The sequence below is a fragment of the Clostridium sp. MT-14 genome, from assembly GCF_042436595.1.
Classification (GTDB): Bacteria; Bacillota; Clostridia; order Clostridiales; family Clostridiaceae; genus Clostridium_B; species Clostridium_B aromativorans.
This window is the reverse complement of sequence record NZ_JBHMIY010000005.1, coordinates 91,941-107,690: the sequence shown is the minus strand read 5'-3', so window position 1 is coordinate 107,690 and position 15,750 is coordinate 91,941. Positions and strand designations below refer to the sequence as shown.

15 protein-coding genes are annotated in these 15,750 nt (G+C 34.9%); 4 read left to right on the top strand and 11 right to left on the bottom strand.

Features of this window, described 5'->3' with window-relative positions; translation table 11 throughout:
• Position 1: 1 nt before the first annotated feature.
• Positions 2-1,696 carry a putative bifunctional diguanylate cyclase/phosphodiesterase gene (locus ACFHWD_RS06105; RefSeq protein WP_378061012.1) on the bottom strand — a complete coding sequence of 565 codons (1,695 nt, stop codon included), beginning with the start codon at positions 1,694-1,696 and terminating at the stop codon, positions 2-4.
• A 142-nt stretch (positions 1,697-1,838) separates the two neighbouring features.
• Complete coding sequence (locus ACFHWD_RS06100) at positions 1,839-3,110, bottom strand: DNA recombination protein RmuC (RefSeq protein ID WP_378061010.1); 1,272 nt, start codon at positions 3,108-3,110, stop codon at positions 1,839-1,841.
• Between the two features lie 193 nt (positions 3,111-3,303).
• Between ACFHWD_RS06100 and ACFHWD_RS06095 the strand changes: the two genes are divergently transcribed.
• The gene (locus ACFHWD_RS06095; RefSeq protein WP_378061008.1) at positions 3,304-3,867 is read left to right on the top strand and encodes a DUF3867 domain-containing protein; all 564 of its coding nucleotides are present in this window, start codon (positions 3,304-3,306) and stop codon (positions 3,865-3,867) included.
• Positions 3,868-3,929: 62 nt separating this feature from the next.
• On the opposite strand, the gene ACFHWD_RS06090 is transcribed toward ACFHWD_RS06095, so the two are convergent.
• The 6 genes from ACFHWD_RS06090 to ACFHWD_RS06065 form a co-directional block, all read right to left on the bottom strand.
• The gene (locus ACFHWD_RS06090) at positions 3,930-5,960 is read right to left on the bottom strand and encodes a thioredoxin domain-containing protein (RefSeq protein WP_378061006.1); all 2,031 of its coding nucleotides are present in this window, start codon (positions 5,958-5,960) and stop codon (positions 3,930-3,932) included.
• Between the two features lie 77 nt (positions 5,961-6,037).
• On the bottom strand, positions 6,038-6,727 hold the full coding sequence (locus ACFHWD_RS06085) for a response regulator transcription factor (protein WP_150356339.1): 690 nt from the start codon (positions 6,725-6,727) through the stop codon (positions 6,038-6,040).
• A 2-nt stretch (positions 6,728-6,729) separates the two neighbouring features.
• Positions 6,730-8,187 carry a cell wall metabolism sensor histidine kinase WalK gene (locus ACFHWD_RS06080; RefSeq protein WP_150356340.1) on the bottom strand — a complete coding sequence of 486 codons (1,458 nt, stop codon included), beginning with the start codon at positions 8,185-8,187 and terminating at the stop codon, positions 6,730-6,732.
• Between the two features lie 18 nt (positions 8,188-8,205).
• A complete protein-coding gene (locus ACFHWD_RS06075) occupies positions 8,206-8,958 on the bottom strand; it encodes an ABC transporter permease (RefSeq protein WP_150356341.1) in 753 nt (250 codons plus the stop codon).
• The gene (locus ACFHWD_RS06070; RefSeq protein WP_179977087.1) at positions 8,945-9,670 is read right to left on the bottom strand and encodes an ABC transporter ATP-binding protein; all 726 of its coding nucleotides are present in this window, start codon (positions 9,668-9,670) and stop codon (positions 8,945-8,947) included. Before ACFHWD_RS06070 ends, ACFHWD_RS06075 begins: the two co-directional genes overlap by 14 nt.
• A gap of 95 nt (positions 9,671-9,765) precedes the next feature.
• On the bottom strand, positions 9,766-11,019 hold the full coding sequence (locus ACFHWD_RS06065; RefSeq protein WP_150356343.1) for a hypothetical protein: 1,254 nt from the start codon (positions 11,017-11,019) through the stop codon (positions 9,766-9,768).
• A 171-nt stretch (positions 11,020-11,190) separates the two neighbouring features.
• Here ACFHWD_RS06065 and ACFHWD_RS06060 point away from each other — a divergent pair, with 171 nt between their 5' ends.
• Positions 11,191-12,573 (top strand): D-serine ammonia-lyase, encoded by a 1,383-nt coding sequence (locus tag ACFHWD_RS06060; RefSeq protein ID WP_150356344.1) that lies wholly within the window; start codon positions 11,191-11,193, stop codon positions 12,571-12,573.
• Positions 12,574-12,624: 51 nt separating this feature from the next.
• Here ACFHWD_RS06060 and greA read toward each other — a convergent pair whose 3' ends face one another.
• Positions 12,625-13,086: a transcription elongation factor GreA gene (gene greA, locus ACFHWD_RS06055; RefSeq protein WP_150356345.1), complete on the bottom strand. Its 462-nt coding sequence runs from the start codon at positions 13,084-13,086 to the stop codon at positions 12,625-12,627.
• A gap of 139 nt (positions 13,087-13,225) precedes the next feature.
• Here greA and dut point away from each other — a divergent pair, with 139 nt between their 5' ends.
• Positions 13,226-13,657, top strand: a complete 432-nt coding sequence (gene dut, locus ACFHWD_RS06050; protein WP_150356346.1) for a dUTP diphosphatase — start codon at positions 13,226-13,228, stop codon at positions 13,655-13,657.
• Between the two features lie 6 nt (positions 13,658-13,663).
• Here dut and ACFHWD_RS06045 read toward each other — a convergent pair whose 3' ends face one another.
• Together ACFHWD_RS06045 and ACFHWD_RS06040 are read right to left on the bottom strand one after the other, a co-directional pair.
• Positions 13,664-14,389, bottom strand: coding sequence for an adenosylcobinamide amidohydrolase (locus tag ACFHWD_RS06045; RefSeq protein ID WP_378061002.1), 726 nt, complete (start codon positions 14,387-14,389; stop codon positions 13,664-13,666).
• Between the two features lie 15 nt (positions 14,390-14,404).
• Entirely contained in the window at positions 14,405-15,142 is a 738-nt protein-coding gene (locus ACFHWD_RS06040) for an MBL fold metallo-hydrolase (RefSeq protein ID WP_179977089.1), read from the bottom strand.
• 144 nt (positions 15,143-15,286) lie between these two features.
• Here ACFHWD_RS06040 and ACFHWD_RS06035 point away from each other — a divergent pair, with 144 nt between their 5' ends.
• Positions 15,287-15,658 (top strand): VOC family protein, encoded by a 372-nt coding sequence (locus tag ACFHWD_RS06035; RefSeq protein WP_150356349.1) that lies wholly within the window; start codon positions 15,287-15,289, stop codon positions 15,656-15,658.
• Positions 15,659-15,750 lie beyond the last annotated feature (92 nt).

Sequence of the window (15,750 nt, the reverse complement as noted above, 5' to 3'; positions counted from 1 at the left end):
TTTAAATTCCTCCAAAGTTCCTTTTTTTAATTAGAATTTTTTCAGCTTTATCCATAGTAAGTGGTCTGCTAAAATAATATCCCTGGATTATACTGCATCCAATTTCTGAAAGTAAGTTCAGCTGTTCTTTTGTTTCTACGCCTTCGGCAATTATTTCATAGTTCAATGATTTTGACAGGTCAATCATGCATTTTATTATGGATTTATTTTTTTTGTTGTAGATATTATTGATAAATGATTTGTCTATTTTTATTGTACTAATTGGCAGAGTGGTCAAGTAATTCAGTGAAGAATAGCCTGTTCCAAAATCATCTATGGAAATTTTAACTCCCCTTTTTAGAAGTGTATTTATAGTTTCAATTTTATAGCTAAATAGATCTATTAAAGTACCTTCTGTTATCTCGATTTCAAGCAGAGAAGGTGAGATGCCATATTTTTCATATATGCTTATAAACCTGTTTGCAAAATTGTACTTTTTTAATTGAATGGGGGAGACATTTATAGATATTTTTTTCAAATTATGATTTTTTGCTTTCATTTTATTGATTGTTTTACATACGGAGTCCAGTACCCATTCACCGATTTCTACAATATTTCCTGTCATTTCTGCTATTGGTATGAATTCATCGGCAGGAACAGATCCAAGTTTTGCATTTTGCCACCTCAACAGAGCTTCGAAGCCTACTACCTGGTTTTTTACAGTATCTACCTGAGGTTGATACAGTACATAAAATTCATTGTTTTTTACAGCTGACTTCAACTCCTGCTCAATATAGATTTTTCTGCGATATGAGTTTAATATTTGACGTTGAAAAAAGGTAAAAGTATTTTTCCCGTTAATTTTGGACTGATATAATGCTAAATCGGCATATTTGTATAGCTCGTCTATATCACTGGCATCTTTCGGAAATATAGTAATACCCATGCTTATTGTTATATATATTTTGTCACCTTTAACTTCAAATGGCTTTTTTAAATAATTGAATATATTGCCGCATAATTTTAATAGTTCATCAGATGAATTGAATTCATTGGCAAGTATTATAAATTCATCTCCACTTATACGATATAATTTTCCTAAACCTTTTATACATGAAATAATCAGCTGGCAAAAGATAATCAATAGTAAATCACCGTAATCATGGCCGAAAGTATCATTGACTAATTTAAAGTCGTCTATATCCATAAACATCAATGCGCCCTTTTGTGAATTGTCCAGAGCTGCTTTGAGGTCGTTTACAAATAGAAGCCTGTTTGGAAGATCTGTTAAAGAATCATAATAGGCAAGATGATCAATGTGTCTTTCCAGTGTCTTCTTTTCAGTAACATCTTCTATTGATCCAGATATCAAGCTGATCTTACCTTGAATATCCCTAGAGGCTTTTCCCCTGATAAGTATAAATTTAATTTCTTCAGCATTGGTTGAAACTCTAAACTCACTTTTATATGTGGAGGTATTTCCATTGAGGAAAAAAATCAGATCATTTTTGGCACTTGCTGTATCGGCATCAGCAGCAGTTTTTTGAATAAAATCAAATAGATCTTTAAAATTGTTTTTACTATTTTCAATTATGTGACTATAATTGCTGGATAAAAAAAATGTACTATTTTCTATATTCCACTCCCAAAGTGCTATGTCAGCTCTTTTTAAGGCTCTTAAATAAATTTGTTCATTTCCTTTACTGTGAATGCACATATTGACCTCCTTCCAATTTAAGTTTGACAGGTTAATGTTGAAGGTTAGGGAAAAATATCATATTTAAGGTAAATTTATTAATATTATATCATAATATGGCATGGTTATTTAAGTATAATTAGGTATACCTAAAAAATTGAAATCAATTATCTTTTTCTAACACAGAGCTGCTTTTATCCAATGGTAATTCTTCAACTGACCTCAATTTTCTCTCTATTGTCCTGGACTTTCTTGAGGCTGTTTCTATGGTATTGCTGGCTTCCTGAAGCTTTTTCTGGGTCTTTTCAAGTATAGCACCAAATTTTGAAAATTGAGTTTTTACTGCACCCAGCAGTTCCCAGACTTCACTGGAGCGTTTTTCAATTGCCAGAGTTCTGAAGCCCATTTGGAGGCTGTTTAAAAAAGCTGATATTGTGGAGGGGCCTGTTATTATGATCTTAAGATTTCTTTGCAGCTGTTCCATAAGACCAGCTTCTTTTGCTACTTCTGAATAGAGGCTTTCCGTGGGGAGAAATATAATACCGAAATCCGTTGTATTTGGAGGATCTAAATATTTTTTATTTACGTCCTGAGCTTCGGATCTTATTCTGGCAATCAGGGCTTTTTTTGATTGTTCCAGTAACAGCTTGTCTCCATTTTCCTCTGCATCCAGTAATTTTTGATAATCCTCCTGGGGAAATTTTGAATCTATAGGTAGATATATAAATTCTTTTTTTTCATCTTTGGATGGAATCTTAATGGCAAATTCAACTCTTTCATTGCTGCCTTTTTTTGTTGCCACGTTTGTTTCGTATTGTTCTTTTGTCATAATATCCTCCAATATGGACTGCAGCTCAATTTCACCAAATGTTCCCCGCACTTTTATATTTGAGAGAGCTCTTTTTAAATCATTGACACCATTTGCAAGGCTTCCTATTTCACCCAGCTGTTTGTAGAGAATTTCCAGTCTCTGACTTATGGAGGAAAAGGATGTGCTGAGCTTTTTATCCAGGGATTCATTGAGTTTTTTGTCAACCAGAGTTCTCATTTCATCGAGTTTTTTACTGTTTTCATTTTGCAGTCCTAAAATTCTTGTTTCTATTGTATCTCTCATCTTGTTGAGCTTTTCTTCATTGGAATTTGTAAGAGCTAGAAGCTGTTTTGAAAAACTGTCAAGCTGGTTTTTCTGTATATCGGAAATATTTTTGAGGTTATTTGAAAGCTCAATATTGCTTTGAGTTTTTAAAGAACTGTTTTCTTGTCTATTTCTTGAAAATTCATCTTTTATTGTAGAATCAATATTTATAAATATGTCTTTTATTGATCTATGTAAATTTGAAATATCTTTTGAACTGATGCTGGTGTTTTTTTTAATTAACAATATAGATGTTAAAATCACATTTGCCATTATGAGTAATATAGTAATAATCTTCATAAAATCACTCCATTTACAAAACTATTGTATAATTATTATAATATTGTTTTTCCGGAAAATAAATAGATCCTTTTGAAATAGCTTTTTTATATTTTATATGAATTTATAGTATTATATTGTGAATTTTGATAAAATTAATATATAAATGGTTATTAACTCGTATGGTAGAATATTTTATAGAGGAGGATTTTTCATGGATGATAGAATTGTAAATTTTAATGATATTAAAAATAAAGCTCGGGAAAAGGATGTTGAAAAGTTTGAAGATTACGTATATGGACTTTCTTATGACATGTCTCAGGGAAAGCTCTCTATGGGTGATTTTTATAAAAACATTCAGGAGTATATGGAAAAAAATAATATATCCCAGGAGAAGCTGTTTAATATTCAGAAAGAGCTTATGAAAAGGTATGGATTTAATATGGAGGATATAGAAAAACAGATGAAAAGTATGGGCATTGATATGCCTGCCATGGGAAAAGGTGTAGATTATGAAAGCCTGAGAAAAAAGATGGGCTTTCAGGAAAAATACAAAAGCAAAATGGGAAGTATAACTATGATTACGTATAGTATAAAAAATTCCTTGAATGATTTAAACGTATTTATAAGCGAGGAAAAAATTATTTTAAAAAGTGGTGGGAAGATAGATTTAAAAGATCCGGAACTGAATGAATTCCTGTGCTCTTATAAAAAAGTGATGAAGGATAGAGAACTTCAGGTATCTCTGTGTGAAAATGCAGGAACGTTTCAGTATTGATTGCAAGGGCAGGGAGCCCTGCAGGAGATATTTTTGTGCAGGGTTTTTGTAATTTTAAATCATCACAGCATATTTTTCAGTGAATTTACATCTGTAACAGGTTTATGGCAGGTGAAATTTTCACAAATGTATACGGTGGTTTTTCCTCGTACAGCCAGATAATCTCTGATGGAAGGGAATATGTTTTCCAGATTTTCGTTTAAATGGGAGTATAAAAGCGAAATAGAAAAAGGGTTATATTTTTTGTTTATTAGAGCAACTGCTTTTTTTGTATCTTCGGTATTGTCACCAGCTGATAGAATGATCTGCCTGGTGGGGTATTTGTAAAATAATATTCCGCACAGCAAAAATGAATATGCTGTGGGAAAACTGTTTACTTCGCTGGCAAAGTTTTTAAATAGTTTCTGAATTTTATCCTCAAATTCATATACTGGGGTTAAATGGGATAATCGCAGCATATTTAGTACAGCTGCAGAGTTGCCGGAGGGAATGGCACCGTCATATATTTCCTTTGGTCTTGTAATAAGCTGCTCACTGTCGCTGCCGTAAAGGAAAAAGCCTCCATTTTTTTCATCCCAGAAAAATTTAAACATGTCTTCGTTTAGCTCAAGGGACTTTTCCAGATATTCTGGATTATAGGTGGATTCGTATAGTTCTATCAGTCCCCATATCAAAAAGGCATAATCGTCCAAATAGCCGGCAATAGAGGATTCACCCTTGCAATAACGTGCCATTAGGCGGCCGCCTTTCCCGATCAATTCTTTAAAGATAAAATCAGCCGCTTTTTTTGCAGCTGCAGTGTATTTTTTGTTGTTCAAAACCCTTCCAGCTATGGAAAGGGCTGCAATCATGAGGCCATTCCAGGAAGTCAGTATTTTGTCATCTTTGTGCGGATGTATTCTTTTCTCCCTGCAGTCAAACAATTTCTTTCTGCAGTCTTTTATAAAGTCTGTATCTTCCTCCGAAATTGAGGAATCAATTAAGTTGGGTATGCTCTTACCTTTAAAATTGCCGGAAGCTGTTATATTGAAACAGCGGCAGAATTTAGTGCCTTTTTCTTCTCCCAGTACTTTTTTTACTTCCTCAGGGGACCATACATAAAATTTGCCTTCTTCACCCTCGGAGTCCGCATCTTCTGCAGAATAGAAACCGCCTTTTTTTGAAGTCATATCTCTTAAAACATAGGTAAGTGTGTTTTCTGCCGTTTCGGAATATTTTTTATTGCCCGTTATCTGAAAAGCTTCTACATAGGCTATAGCGAGCAGTGCATTGTCATAGAGCATTTTTTCAAAATGCGGAACAAGCCATTTCCTGTCTGTAGAATAGCGGCTGAATCCATATCCTATGTGATCGTATAGTCCTCCTCTCTGCATGAAGTCCAATGTTTTTTCCACCATTTCAAGAGCGCAGCTGTCTTTGGTTATGTGGAAATATCTCATGAGAAAAAACAGGTTATGAGGAGTTGGAAATTTTGGAGAACCGCCGAATCCTCCGTATACACTGTCAAAATTTTGCTTGAATTCGGAAAAGGCTTTTTTAAATATATCTTTTGATATACCTTTTATAGGAGCTCTACTTGGTTCCGATATTGAATTCATTATGGAATTACTTACCTGCAGGAGCTGGTTTCTGTTGTCCTTCCAGGCAGAGGAAAGATATTTCAAAATACTTGTCAGTCCCAAAGTTTCACCTATATCCTTTTTGGGAAAATAGGTCCCGGCAAAAAAAGGTTTCTGCTCCGGAGTCATGATCACTGTAAGGGGCCATCCGCCGCTGCCTGTAAGTGCTTGACAGACTTTCATATAGACGCTGTCTATATCAGGTCTTTCCTCTCTGTCTACTTTTACAGATATAAAATTATTGTTCAGTATTTCAGCTATCTCTCTATCTTCAAAACTTTCCCTTAACATCACATGACACCAATGGCAGCACGAATAACCTATAGAAAGGAATATTGGTTTATCTTCGACTTTTGCCTTTTCAAAGGCCTCCTTGCCCCAGGGATACCAGTCCACAGGATTGTGTGCATGTTGAAGCAGGTATGGAGATTTTTCATTTATTAATCTATTAGGTGTATTTGTTGAATTATTCATAAAACCACCTCCTCTTTTCAAGTTTGATTATAGTATATCCTAAATAAATTATAATATAACAGGCCTTTAGTGCTCAATTAGCTTCTAAGCCTATATCCTGCGCCCCAAACTGTTTCTATATATTGGGGATGTGAGGGATCAAACTCTATTTTCTCCCTTATTCTCCTTATGTGTACGGTAACTGTAGCATTGTCTCCCATTGAGTCAAGTCCCCATATGTTTTCAAATAATTCCTCACGGCTGAAGACTATGTTTGGATTTTGAGCCATATAGAGAAGAAGGTCAAATTCCTTTTGAGCCAGAAAAACTTCAGTGCCATTTACGAATACCTGTCTGGAATCCTTTAATATTTCAAGTCCTCTTATAGTTACTTTAGAACATTTTGAAGTGAATTTATTTTTTATTCTCTCGTAATTTTGAATGTGGGATTTTACTCTTGCCACAAGTTCACTTGGACTGAAAGGTTTTGTGATGTAGTCATCTGCCCCCAAAGTAAGACCTTTGATCTTGTCTATTTCCTCTTTTTTGGCAGAAACCAGGAGTACGGGAATATCTTTTTTGTCCTGTATGCTGCGTAGAATACTGTATCCGTCTATTTTAGGAAGCATTACGTCTAAAATCAAAAGATCAAATTCATGTTTATTAAGTGTATTTAGGCCCTCCATACCATCTGTGCATATTGTGACTTCAAATCCCTCCAGTTCAAGATAATCTCTTTGAAGTTCTGCTATGCTCAAGTCATCTTCAATTATTAAAATTTTTTTCATAATTACCTCTCTTGTCTGTATGTATTTATAATTTTACCAAGGGATATTATTATGCTTGTGCCCTCAGTTCCATGGGAAATAGCCCATATTTTTCCATTGTGACCTTCTACGATCTGTTTTGATATGGCAAGTCCCAGGCCGCTTCCACTGATGTTGCTTCTCGATGAATCTTCTCTGTAAAATCTGTTGAAAATTTTATTTACGTTATCCTGACCAATTCCGCAGCCGTTGTCTCGTATTTCGATTATAATGCTTAAATTGGTTTCCCTTAAAAATATAGTTATCTGTCCATGGGTTTTGTCCATATATTTTTTTGAGTTGCCTATAATATTTAATACAACTCTCATAAACCTCTCTCTATCTATCATAACATATTTTGAATTTTTAAGATGATTTTCCAGTTTGATTTTTATATTGGATTCTTCGAGTTCGGGTTCATTCTCTGAAATACAATAGTTGAAGTATTCTACAATATCCGTTTTTTCATAATTGAAGGGAATCTGTTTCAGATCCAGTTTGGAATACAGAAGAAGATCGTCTATCATGGAGTTCATCTGTCCAGTCTTGGAATATATGGTTTTTAAATAATGTTCTAATTTTTGGGGAGTGCTTGCCACTCCGTCTAAAATTCCCTGCACATAGCCTTCTATAGAGGTTATAGGAGTCTTCAAGTCATGGGATATGCTGGATAAGAGCATCTTCCTGTTTTCATCATATTTCATTCTCATTCTCACAGAATCCTTAAGCTGTATTCGCATTTTTTCAAAATCAGCACAGAGTTCCTTTATTTCTCTGTCTCCGCTTTCCACAATTTTAAAATTAAGGTCACCACGACTTATTTCTGCCGTAGCCTTTTTTAAAAGGGTGATGGGTTCCAGTATTTTTTTGGAAAATATATAAGATATAATTACACTCATCGAGGCAAAACAGATAAGAAATGTAAGAAGTATGGTTATAATAAAACTTTTAAAAATATCCGGTTCTACTGCAGCTGGAACCAGGAATATAACTTTGCCGTAAGTCCCGTCCCTGAATACCAGTGGAAATCTGTCAATTGAGTAATAAATATTATCTATCTGCAGGGAATTATTCAGCCTTTTGTCTGATTCCCTTAAAGATTTTGCTATGTCGATTTTTTCCAGATTCTGTGAAGAAAATTCAATATTTCCGTTTTTGATTATTATAATTTTTCCATTTACAACGGAGAGCTTTTCCGTCAGATATTTTTGAAATTCTTGATCTCCCTTTATACTTTTGGTACTTGATTTTGCTATGTCTTTAGTTACATTTAACAATTCTGATTTTACGAGGGAAACTTTTTTGAAATCTCTGTAAGTTATATTTGCATTAAAAAATTTTGAAGAAACAAATATAAATATTAAGGCAACTACAGCTGTAACTATGAATGGAACTATTATAGTCAGATTATTGTAGATTATAAGACGCTTTTTTATATCCATTTTTATTCCTTTCATAGGCTAGAAATCTTTATTATCGAATATATAATATCCAGCTGTATACAATATTATAGCATAACTGAGCATCATCATGAATTCTCGAAAAATTTTAAGGAGAGGAATATTGTCCATGATCCACAGGTTATACCACCCGAACATGGATGTGAAAAAAATGCCAGAATAAGCAGGTAAGAAGATTTCCAATGCCTTAAAGGCAATGAATACAAGTATGGACAGGAAAAATACGGCTATTCCACTTTTAAATATATTTGCAAATAGAACAATTACAAGGCATAGAATTACCATGGGAAACAGAGTTACTGCATAGGAAATTATTATTTTAAGTATATACGACAGATTGAGGGAATTCGAATTGAATATAAGTCCTGATATTATGGAAAATATCATGGACAATGCCAGCATTGAAAATATAAATATACATATGGATGCTATTTTTGCTGAATACAGTTTTAATCTGGTAATGGGTCTTGTCAGGGTTATTTTCATGGTGTTTTGAGAAAATTCACCGCAAAAACTATCTATAGTGACAAGCGCTACAAATAGTGGAAGCAGGGTATTTATAATTATGGAAAGAATGAGGAGGGGAAATTCACTGCTGGAAACTCCCTGTACACCAAAATTATTTCTCACCAGGGATATGAAAATTTGCCCAAATACAATAAAGATCAGAGAAAGCACAACCGCCGCCGTGGCTTTTTTCTTTTTATACAATTTTTCCATTTCATTTATTAAAGCTTGTTTAAATTCTACCATTTCTCTCTACCTCGCTGATAAAATAATTTTCAAGGGAAGCATAGTTATTCAATATGTTTTCTGTGCTGTCCACATTGATAACCCTGCCGTTATATAGTATTCCAATATGTTTGCAGGTCAATTCAATATCATGGATAAGATGGCTTGAAATAAAGAAAGTGGTTCCTTCCTTTTCCGCCAGGTTCTTGATGATATTTCGAACATTTATCATTCCCTCTACATCCATGCCGTTTAAAGGTTCATCTAAAATTACTACTTTGGGTTTTGACAGCAGCGCAGATGCAATTCCAAGTCTCTGTTTCATTCCAAGGGAAAACCCTGCAGGCTTTTCGTCCTTGTGTTTCAGGAGTCCTACAACATCTAAAATTTCTGTGATTCTGCCGGTATCCACATCTTCATAATATCTGGAGAACTGTCTTAAGTTTTCAAAAGCCGTCAAATATGGATAGGTCTCTGCAGTTTCAATGATGCATCCAACGTTGTAGATTGCCTTTTCAAATTCCGTCAAAATACTGTGACCAAGTATCTTCACATCACCTCGATCCGGCTTCATGAGACCTGTCATTATTTTCATAGCTGTGGTTTTCCCGGCGCCATTTGGCCCCAGAAAGCCAAATATATCTCCTTTTTGAATATCGAGGTTTATGTCGTCTATGCCTCTTCCATTTTTGTATGTCTTGCATAAATTTTTTATTTCAATAGCGTTTTCCATCTATACACCTCTCTTATTTAAAGTTCAATTACCAGTGTTTAAATATCAAATTTGGAAGATTTTCGGCATTAGCCGAAAATCTTCACCATAAATTATTAGTCAAATACCTTATTGTACTGCGAATCAGAGTTTGTAAGGGTATTTCCCTCTATGCTAAATTGTATGCCTGCATAGTTTGGATCAAGATATAAATTGCCTTTTACAGTTCCCTTTGCATCTGCAGTTGCAGTTATGTCCGCATTGAAATCATTACCACCAATTTTCTGTTTATCAAAACTGCCGCTGAAATTCAATTTCTGATTTCCCTCTTCATAGCCCTTTATATATTTTGCTTCATAAGTTCCGCTTACAGTATTGGTATCTATTTTTTCAATATTTACTGTTCCTTCACCTATTTTTATAAATTTTCCATCCTTTTCAATTACTATATTGTGGGTATATTTTCCAAGGTATTTTTCAGGATTGGATAATTTGTCTGTTTCAGAGGATTTAGCAGTCTGTACTATTGTCTTTTTACCTGAAAGATCGGGCTTTTTAACTGCAGTTGAATTTATGCCGCTTATTTTCAAAAGCAGCTCAAAAGTCAAATTGTGATTTTGCCCATTTTTATCGGTACCTGAAATGACTCCTGAACCAAGTATGGTTTTGATTAAGCCGTTTTTGTCAACAGAGGCAGTTCCCTTGACATTTTTTACAAATATATTATTTGTAAGTTTGGGAACGCTGATCCTGTCGCCGGTTCTTCCTGTGCTTTCAGCAAATGAATTTTTGAATTGAAAGGATACAAGTGCATTTATAAGTGACGGGATCTGTGTGTTGTTTAAGGATCCGGAAATCTCCCTGGAGCCATCCTGCTTCACGTTGACTGAAACAGAATCTTTGAGATTTCCTACAATGGCATCTGCTATCTTTTCAATATCTGAAGCTCTGTCTTCATCAAAGGGATTTGTTATATTCCAGTTTGTGCCGTCTGTATAATTAGTCACATAGTAGGAGGGAGAATCCTTGGGTTTATTTATTATACTATTCTTGTCCATATAGTAATAATTTTCAGCTTTTTTTGAACCGTTGTAAACTGTACTTATATCCTCCTTTGATTTATTTGATAGATCGTATTTGAATATATTGTCACTGGAATATACTGTATTGGTGCCGTCCTTTATGACAAAGGACATATCTGCAGTATAGCTTGAAAGTCCGCCGGTGCAGGCTTTTGCAGTGTATTTTACCGAGTCCTTGAGCTGGTCATAACCGCTTTTGGATGTAACTTCGGCAAAAGCTGTAGTGGCAAACATTGCTATTCCTATAGTAAAACTTATTACCACAGCTGTTTTTTTACCTAGTTTCATTTTCACATCTCCTTGTATTTTATTTGGAAGTACTTCCTGATTATATTTTAAAATATATATCTCTATTTTGTATAAACTAATTATAAACAAAATCTAAACTCTTTGCCTGATAAACAGCAGCGTTTGTATTATAATAAGATTGTCATATTATAATAGGAAGAAGGGATAAACATGGAAGATAAAATTTTACAGGGGAAATCTATAAAGTGGTGGAAAGAGCAGTTCCCATTGATGGATAATATCATCTCCACAAAAGAGGTTTTCTGGGCAAATCCAAAGGCTAAAAAGTTCCTGGATGCTGTGAAGAATATTTCGCTTAATGAAGAAGACGTGAAGGATGCAGAAAAAAGACTTGAAAGATTTGCAGCCTATGTGTCAAAAGTCTTTCCGGAAACTCGAAAAACTAGAGGCATTATAGAGTCACCTGTTGTAAAAATACCTGCTATGCAGAAAAAGATGGAGGAAATGTCCGGCGGGAAGATACAGGGTCAGTTGATAATGAAGTGTGATAATGATCTTGCTATTTCAGGTTCCATCAAGGCCAGAGGAGGTATTTATGAAGTATTAAAGCATGCAGAAGATCTGGCAATGAGAAATAATATGTTAAAAGAGAGCGATGACTATTCAATTATTGACAGTGATAAATTCAGAGAATTTTTTTCCAGATACTCTATCGCAGTGGCGTCAACGGGCAATTTAGGTCTTAGTATTGGCATAATGAGTGCAAAATTGGGATTTAGGGTGTATGTACACATGTCTGCTGATGCAAGGCAGTGGAAGAAAGATCTCCTGAGAAGCAAGGGTGTTACTGTAATTGAGTATAAAGAGGACTACAGTAAAGCCATAGTAGAAGCTAGAAGGCAAGCTTCACTGGATCCAAATATGTATTTCGTGGATGATGAGAATTCCACCAATTTATTTTTGGGATATGCAGTGGCAGCTTATAGGTTAAGAGATCAGCTGAAAAAAATACATATTACAGTTGACGAAAATCATCCATTGTTTGTTTATCTTCCCTGTGGAGTTGGAGGTGGACCCGGGGGAGTTGCCTTTGGAATGAAATTGGTTTTCAGGGATAATGTCCATTGCTTTTTTGCAGAACCAACTCATTCACCCTGTATGCTCCTCGGGCTTATGACCGGACTTCATGATAAAATCTGTGTTCAGGACTTTGGTATTGATGGAATTACCGAGGCAGATGGACTTGCGGTTGGAAGGGCGTCAAAATTTGTGGGGAAAACTCTTGAAGAATTGATAAGCGGTTGTTATACGGTAGAAGATGAAAAATTATATATGCTTTTGAGCACACTTATAGATTCGGAAAATATTTTGCTGGAACCTTCAGCTCTGGCTGGAGTTTCGGGACCTCTTCAATTATTTAAGGACGAAGCAGGTAAAAAATATATGGAGGATAATGCTCTGAAAGATAAGATGAAAGGTTCCTGTCATATTGCATGGGCCACAGGGGGAAGTATGGTTCCAGAGGAAGTGATGAATTCCTATTATAAAACAGGAAAGGATATTTTACTAAATAGGAAGTTTTCGGATAACTAGTTTAAAATAGTCCATGGACAGCTTCATATCTGTTCCATGGACTGCTGTCTTTTACTCTATGTTCTCGATTTTTACGTAATATTGTCCCTCAGGTGATTTTACGGCAACGCTGTCACCTGTGACATGTTTATATATTGCAGCTCCCAGGGGGGATTCTATACTTATTTTATTTTTCATAGGATCTGCCTCTATGGTAGTTACTATTTTGAATTTTTCAATTTCGTTATCGCCGGAGAATTTTAAATGTACCGTTTTGCCGAGCCCCACCTGGTTTTTTGAGGTGGTATCTTTTATGAGCTTTGAAGTTCTTATCATTTTTTCCAGATACCTTATTCTGCTTTCATTGTGGGCTCTATCCCTTTTGGCAGCCTTGTATTCAAAATTTTCACTTAGATCTCCCTGGGCCCGGGCTTCCTTTAAATCTTCGTTTATCTTGTGTCTTACCACCACTTTTCTGTGTTCAATTTCCTCCTTTAATTTATCTATAGCTTCCCTGGTAAGATAATTGTACATAGTTATAAACACCTTCTTAAATAATTACTTAATATAGATAATAACATTTTTGTAATGACATTTCTATTGTGTTTTTCAAATTTTGATGGTATTTTATTAGTAGAATCTTAACTACATAGAGAAAGAGGAAGTATAATTTATGAAATTGATGATAAAGAAAATAAATCCAGAAGCTAAAATTCCATTTTATGCCCATAGCGGGGATGCAGGCCTTGATCTGTTTTCAGTGCAAAAAATACTTATAAGGCCAATGGAGAGAAAACTTGTATCTACGGGAATAAAAATTCAACTGCCTGCAAATACTGAAGCTCAGGTGAGACCCAGGAGTGGACTTGCTTTGAAATATGGAATTACTCTGTTGAATTCACCGGGAACTGTAGACGAGGGTTACCGGGGTGAGATAAAAGTGCTTATGATAAATCTGGGAGAAGAGCCTTTTTTGGTGGAAAAGGGAATGAAAATCGCCCAGATGGTGGTGAAACCCGTAGAACAGGTATCTGTGGAAGAAGTGGATAGATTAAGTGATACGGACAGAGGCCAGGAGGGATTTGGGTCCACGGGGATGAAATAAAAAAGTTCAAATCCACTGGGTTTTCCCCCAGGAAACTATTTCGGATAAAGACTCCTTCAGGGATTTTAGGACTACATTGGCCACCATTTCTCCCATTAATACATGTTTCCCGCAGTAATCTATTTTTTGGCCTGTACCTGTAAAAACTACACAGGAGTCTGTGCCTGTTCCCGTGGCAATTTTTTTGCTTACAGGACTCAGTATATTGAAATCCTGCATTATGCAGGCCTTGGCTTCTGTAATGATCATAAGGGCTTCTACCATGGCAGACTTTGACAGCCTTGCGTTTGTGCCTAAAATTATATTTATGGTACCGGGTTTAAGATTGTTGGAATTAAGGCTTTTCCAGTCAGCAGTGTCTCCCGCCCTTCGTGCATTGGATACTCCCATGGTAATAAAGCTCTGTACTATTACACTGTCCTTAACAGCACGGCTGCTTCTAAAAGATTTCATATTGGCAGCAGTCATCATTCCAACGGATTTGCCCCTCCATTTTTTTGACTCTATATATTCCTTGATGGTAATTTCAGGAGAGGGGAAGTTTTTATGACTGTCTGAGTTCTTATTTTGACGGACTTTTATATTTACTATATTGCTGGCATTGGTAAAGCCGCCATTCAATATAGCAGAACTCAATATTTCCACTGGTTTTAAAAATTCAATATGAACATGATTTTCAGTTACTTCTAATTTGGCATCGTTGAAATTTAGATTTTCATTTAAACTTATCAATTGTTTGTGTCCTCTCTATGTAAAATTAAAAGTCTGCCCTCTGTGATCTATGACAAGACATTTTGTAGAAGAATGTTTTACAAGCTCCGCGAATTTTTTGGTTATATAGTTGCTGTTCCAAAAGTGCATGGGTATGAAGAACTCAGGATGAATTTCATTTATAAAATATTCTCCTCCTGAACAATAGTATTCTTCCAGCCTTGGGTCCACGGGGAAAAATGCAAAATCTATGGTTTCTCCCTTTATTTTTTTTATCTCTGCCTTGAAATTTTTTTCAGCAGCTATTTGTTCTGCTTCGGTGTCTTCCTTCCAGCGCCATAAATTTAAATCACCGGCGTGAAATATAGTGATCCCCTCTACTTTTATCAAAAATGAAATACCTATGTCTGTAGAACCATAAGTTTTTATATGCACATCTCCTAAATTTACGCTTTCATAGGGAGACAGCCTGTAATAATTTTTAGGGGGATTTTTGATTTTTATATCACTGCTCAATATGTATTTTATATAAGGGTTTATTTTCTGCCATTTTAATATTGCAGGATTAAAGTGATCCGGGTGCTTATGAGAGCAGAAAACCAATATGTTCTTCCTGCCTTTTATGAGTTCTTCTGAAATAAAACCATTTTCTAAAGTGTGTTTACGGGGGTCAGAGGAAGTCATATAGTAATCAAATATAAAAAAATTCAGTGGAGTTTCTATGGCGAAACTGCTGTGGTATAGATAATGGATTTTAATATTGTATTTTTTCATGTATTTCACCTACTTTATAATTTAAATTATTTTCATTATAGCACAAGAAAAAGCAATTTTTACAATTTAGTTAACATATGTGAGAATATAGGATATAATTGTATGGAGAATATGGTAATTACAAATATGAAGGGATGATGGATAATGAAATTTGTATTTGATCACAACAACATAAATGTGTTTGACTTGGATAAAAGTATAAAATTTTATAAAAAGGCTCTTGGTTTTAAAGAAATCAGAAGAAAAGAAGCAGAGGATAAAAGTTTTACGCTGGTTTTTATGGGAGATGGAGAAAAAGATTACAAAATAGAGCTCACCTGGCTTAAAGACAGAAAGGAGCCTTATAATTTAGGGGATAATGAAGTTCACATGGCAGTTAGAACAGACGATTTTAAGGCTGCCCATGAGTATCATAAAAAGATGGGCTGTATATGCTATGAAAATAAGAAAATGGGCCTTTATTTTATATCAGATCCTGACGGATACTGGACAGAAATTTTACCTCTTGAACATTAAAAATTGTAAATTTGTAAAATATTTATTCGAAAATTTATGGTAAATAAGAATTATGTTGAATAAGACCTTCCCTCTGGGACATAATTATAGAA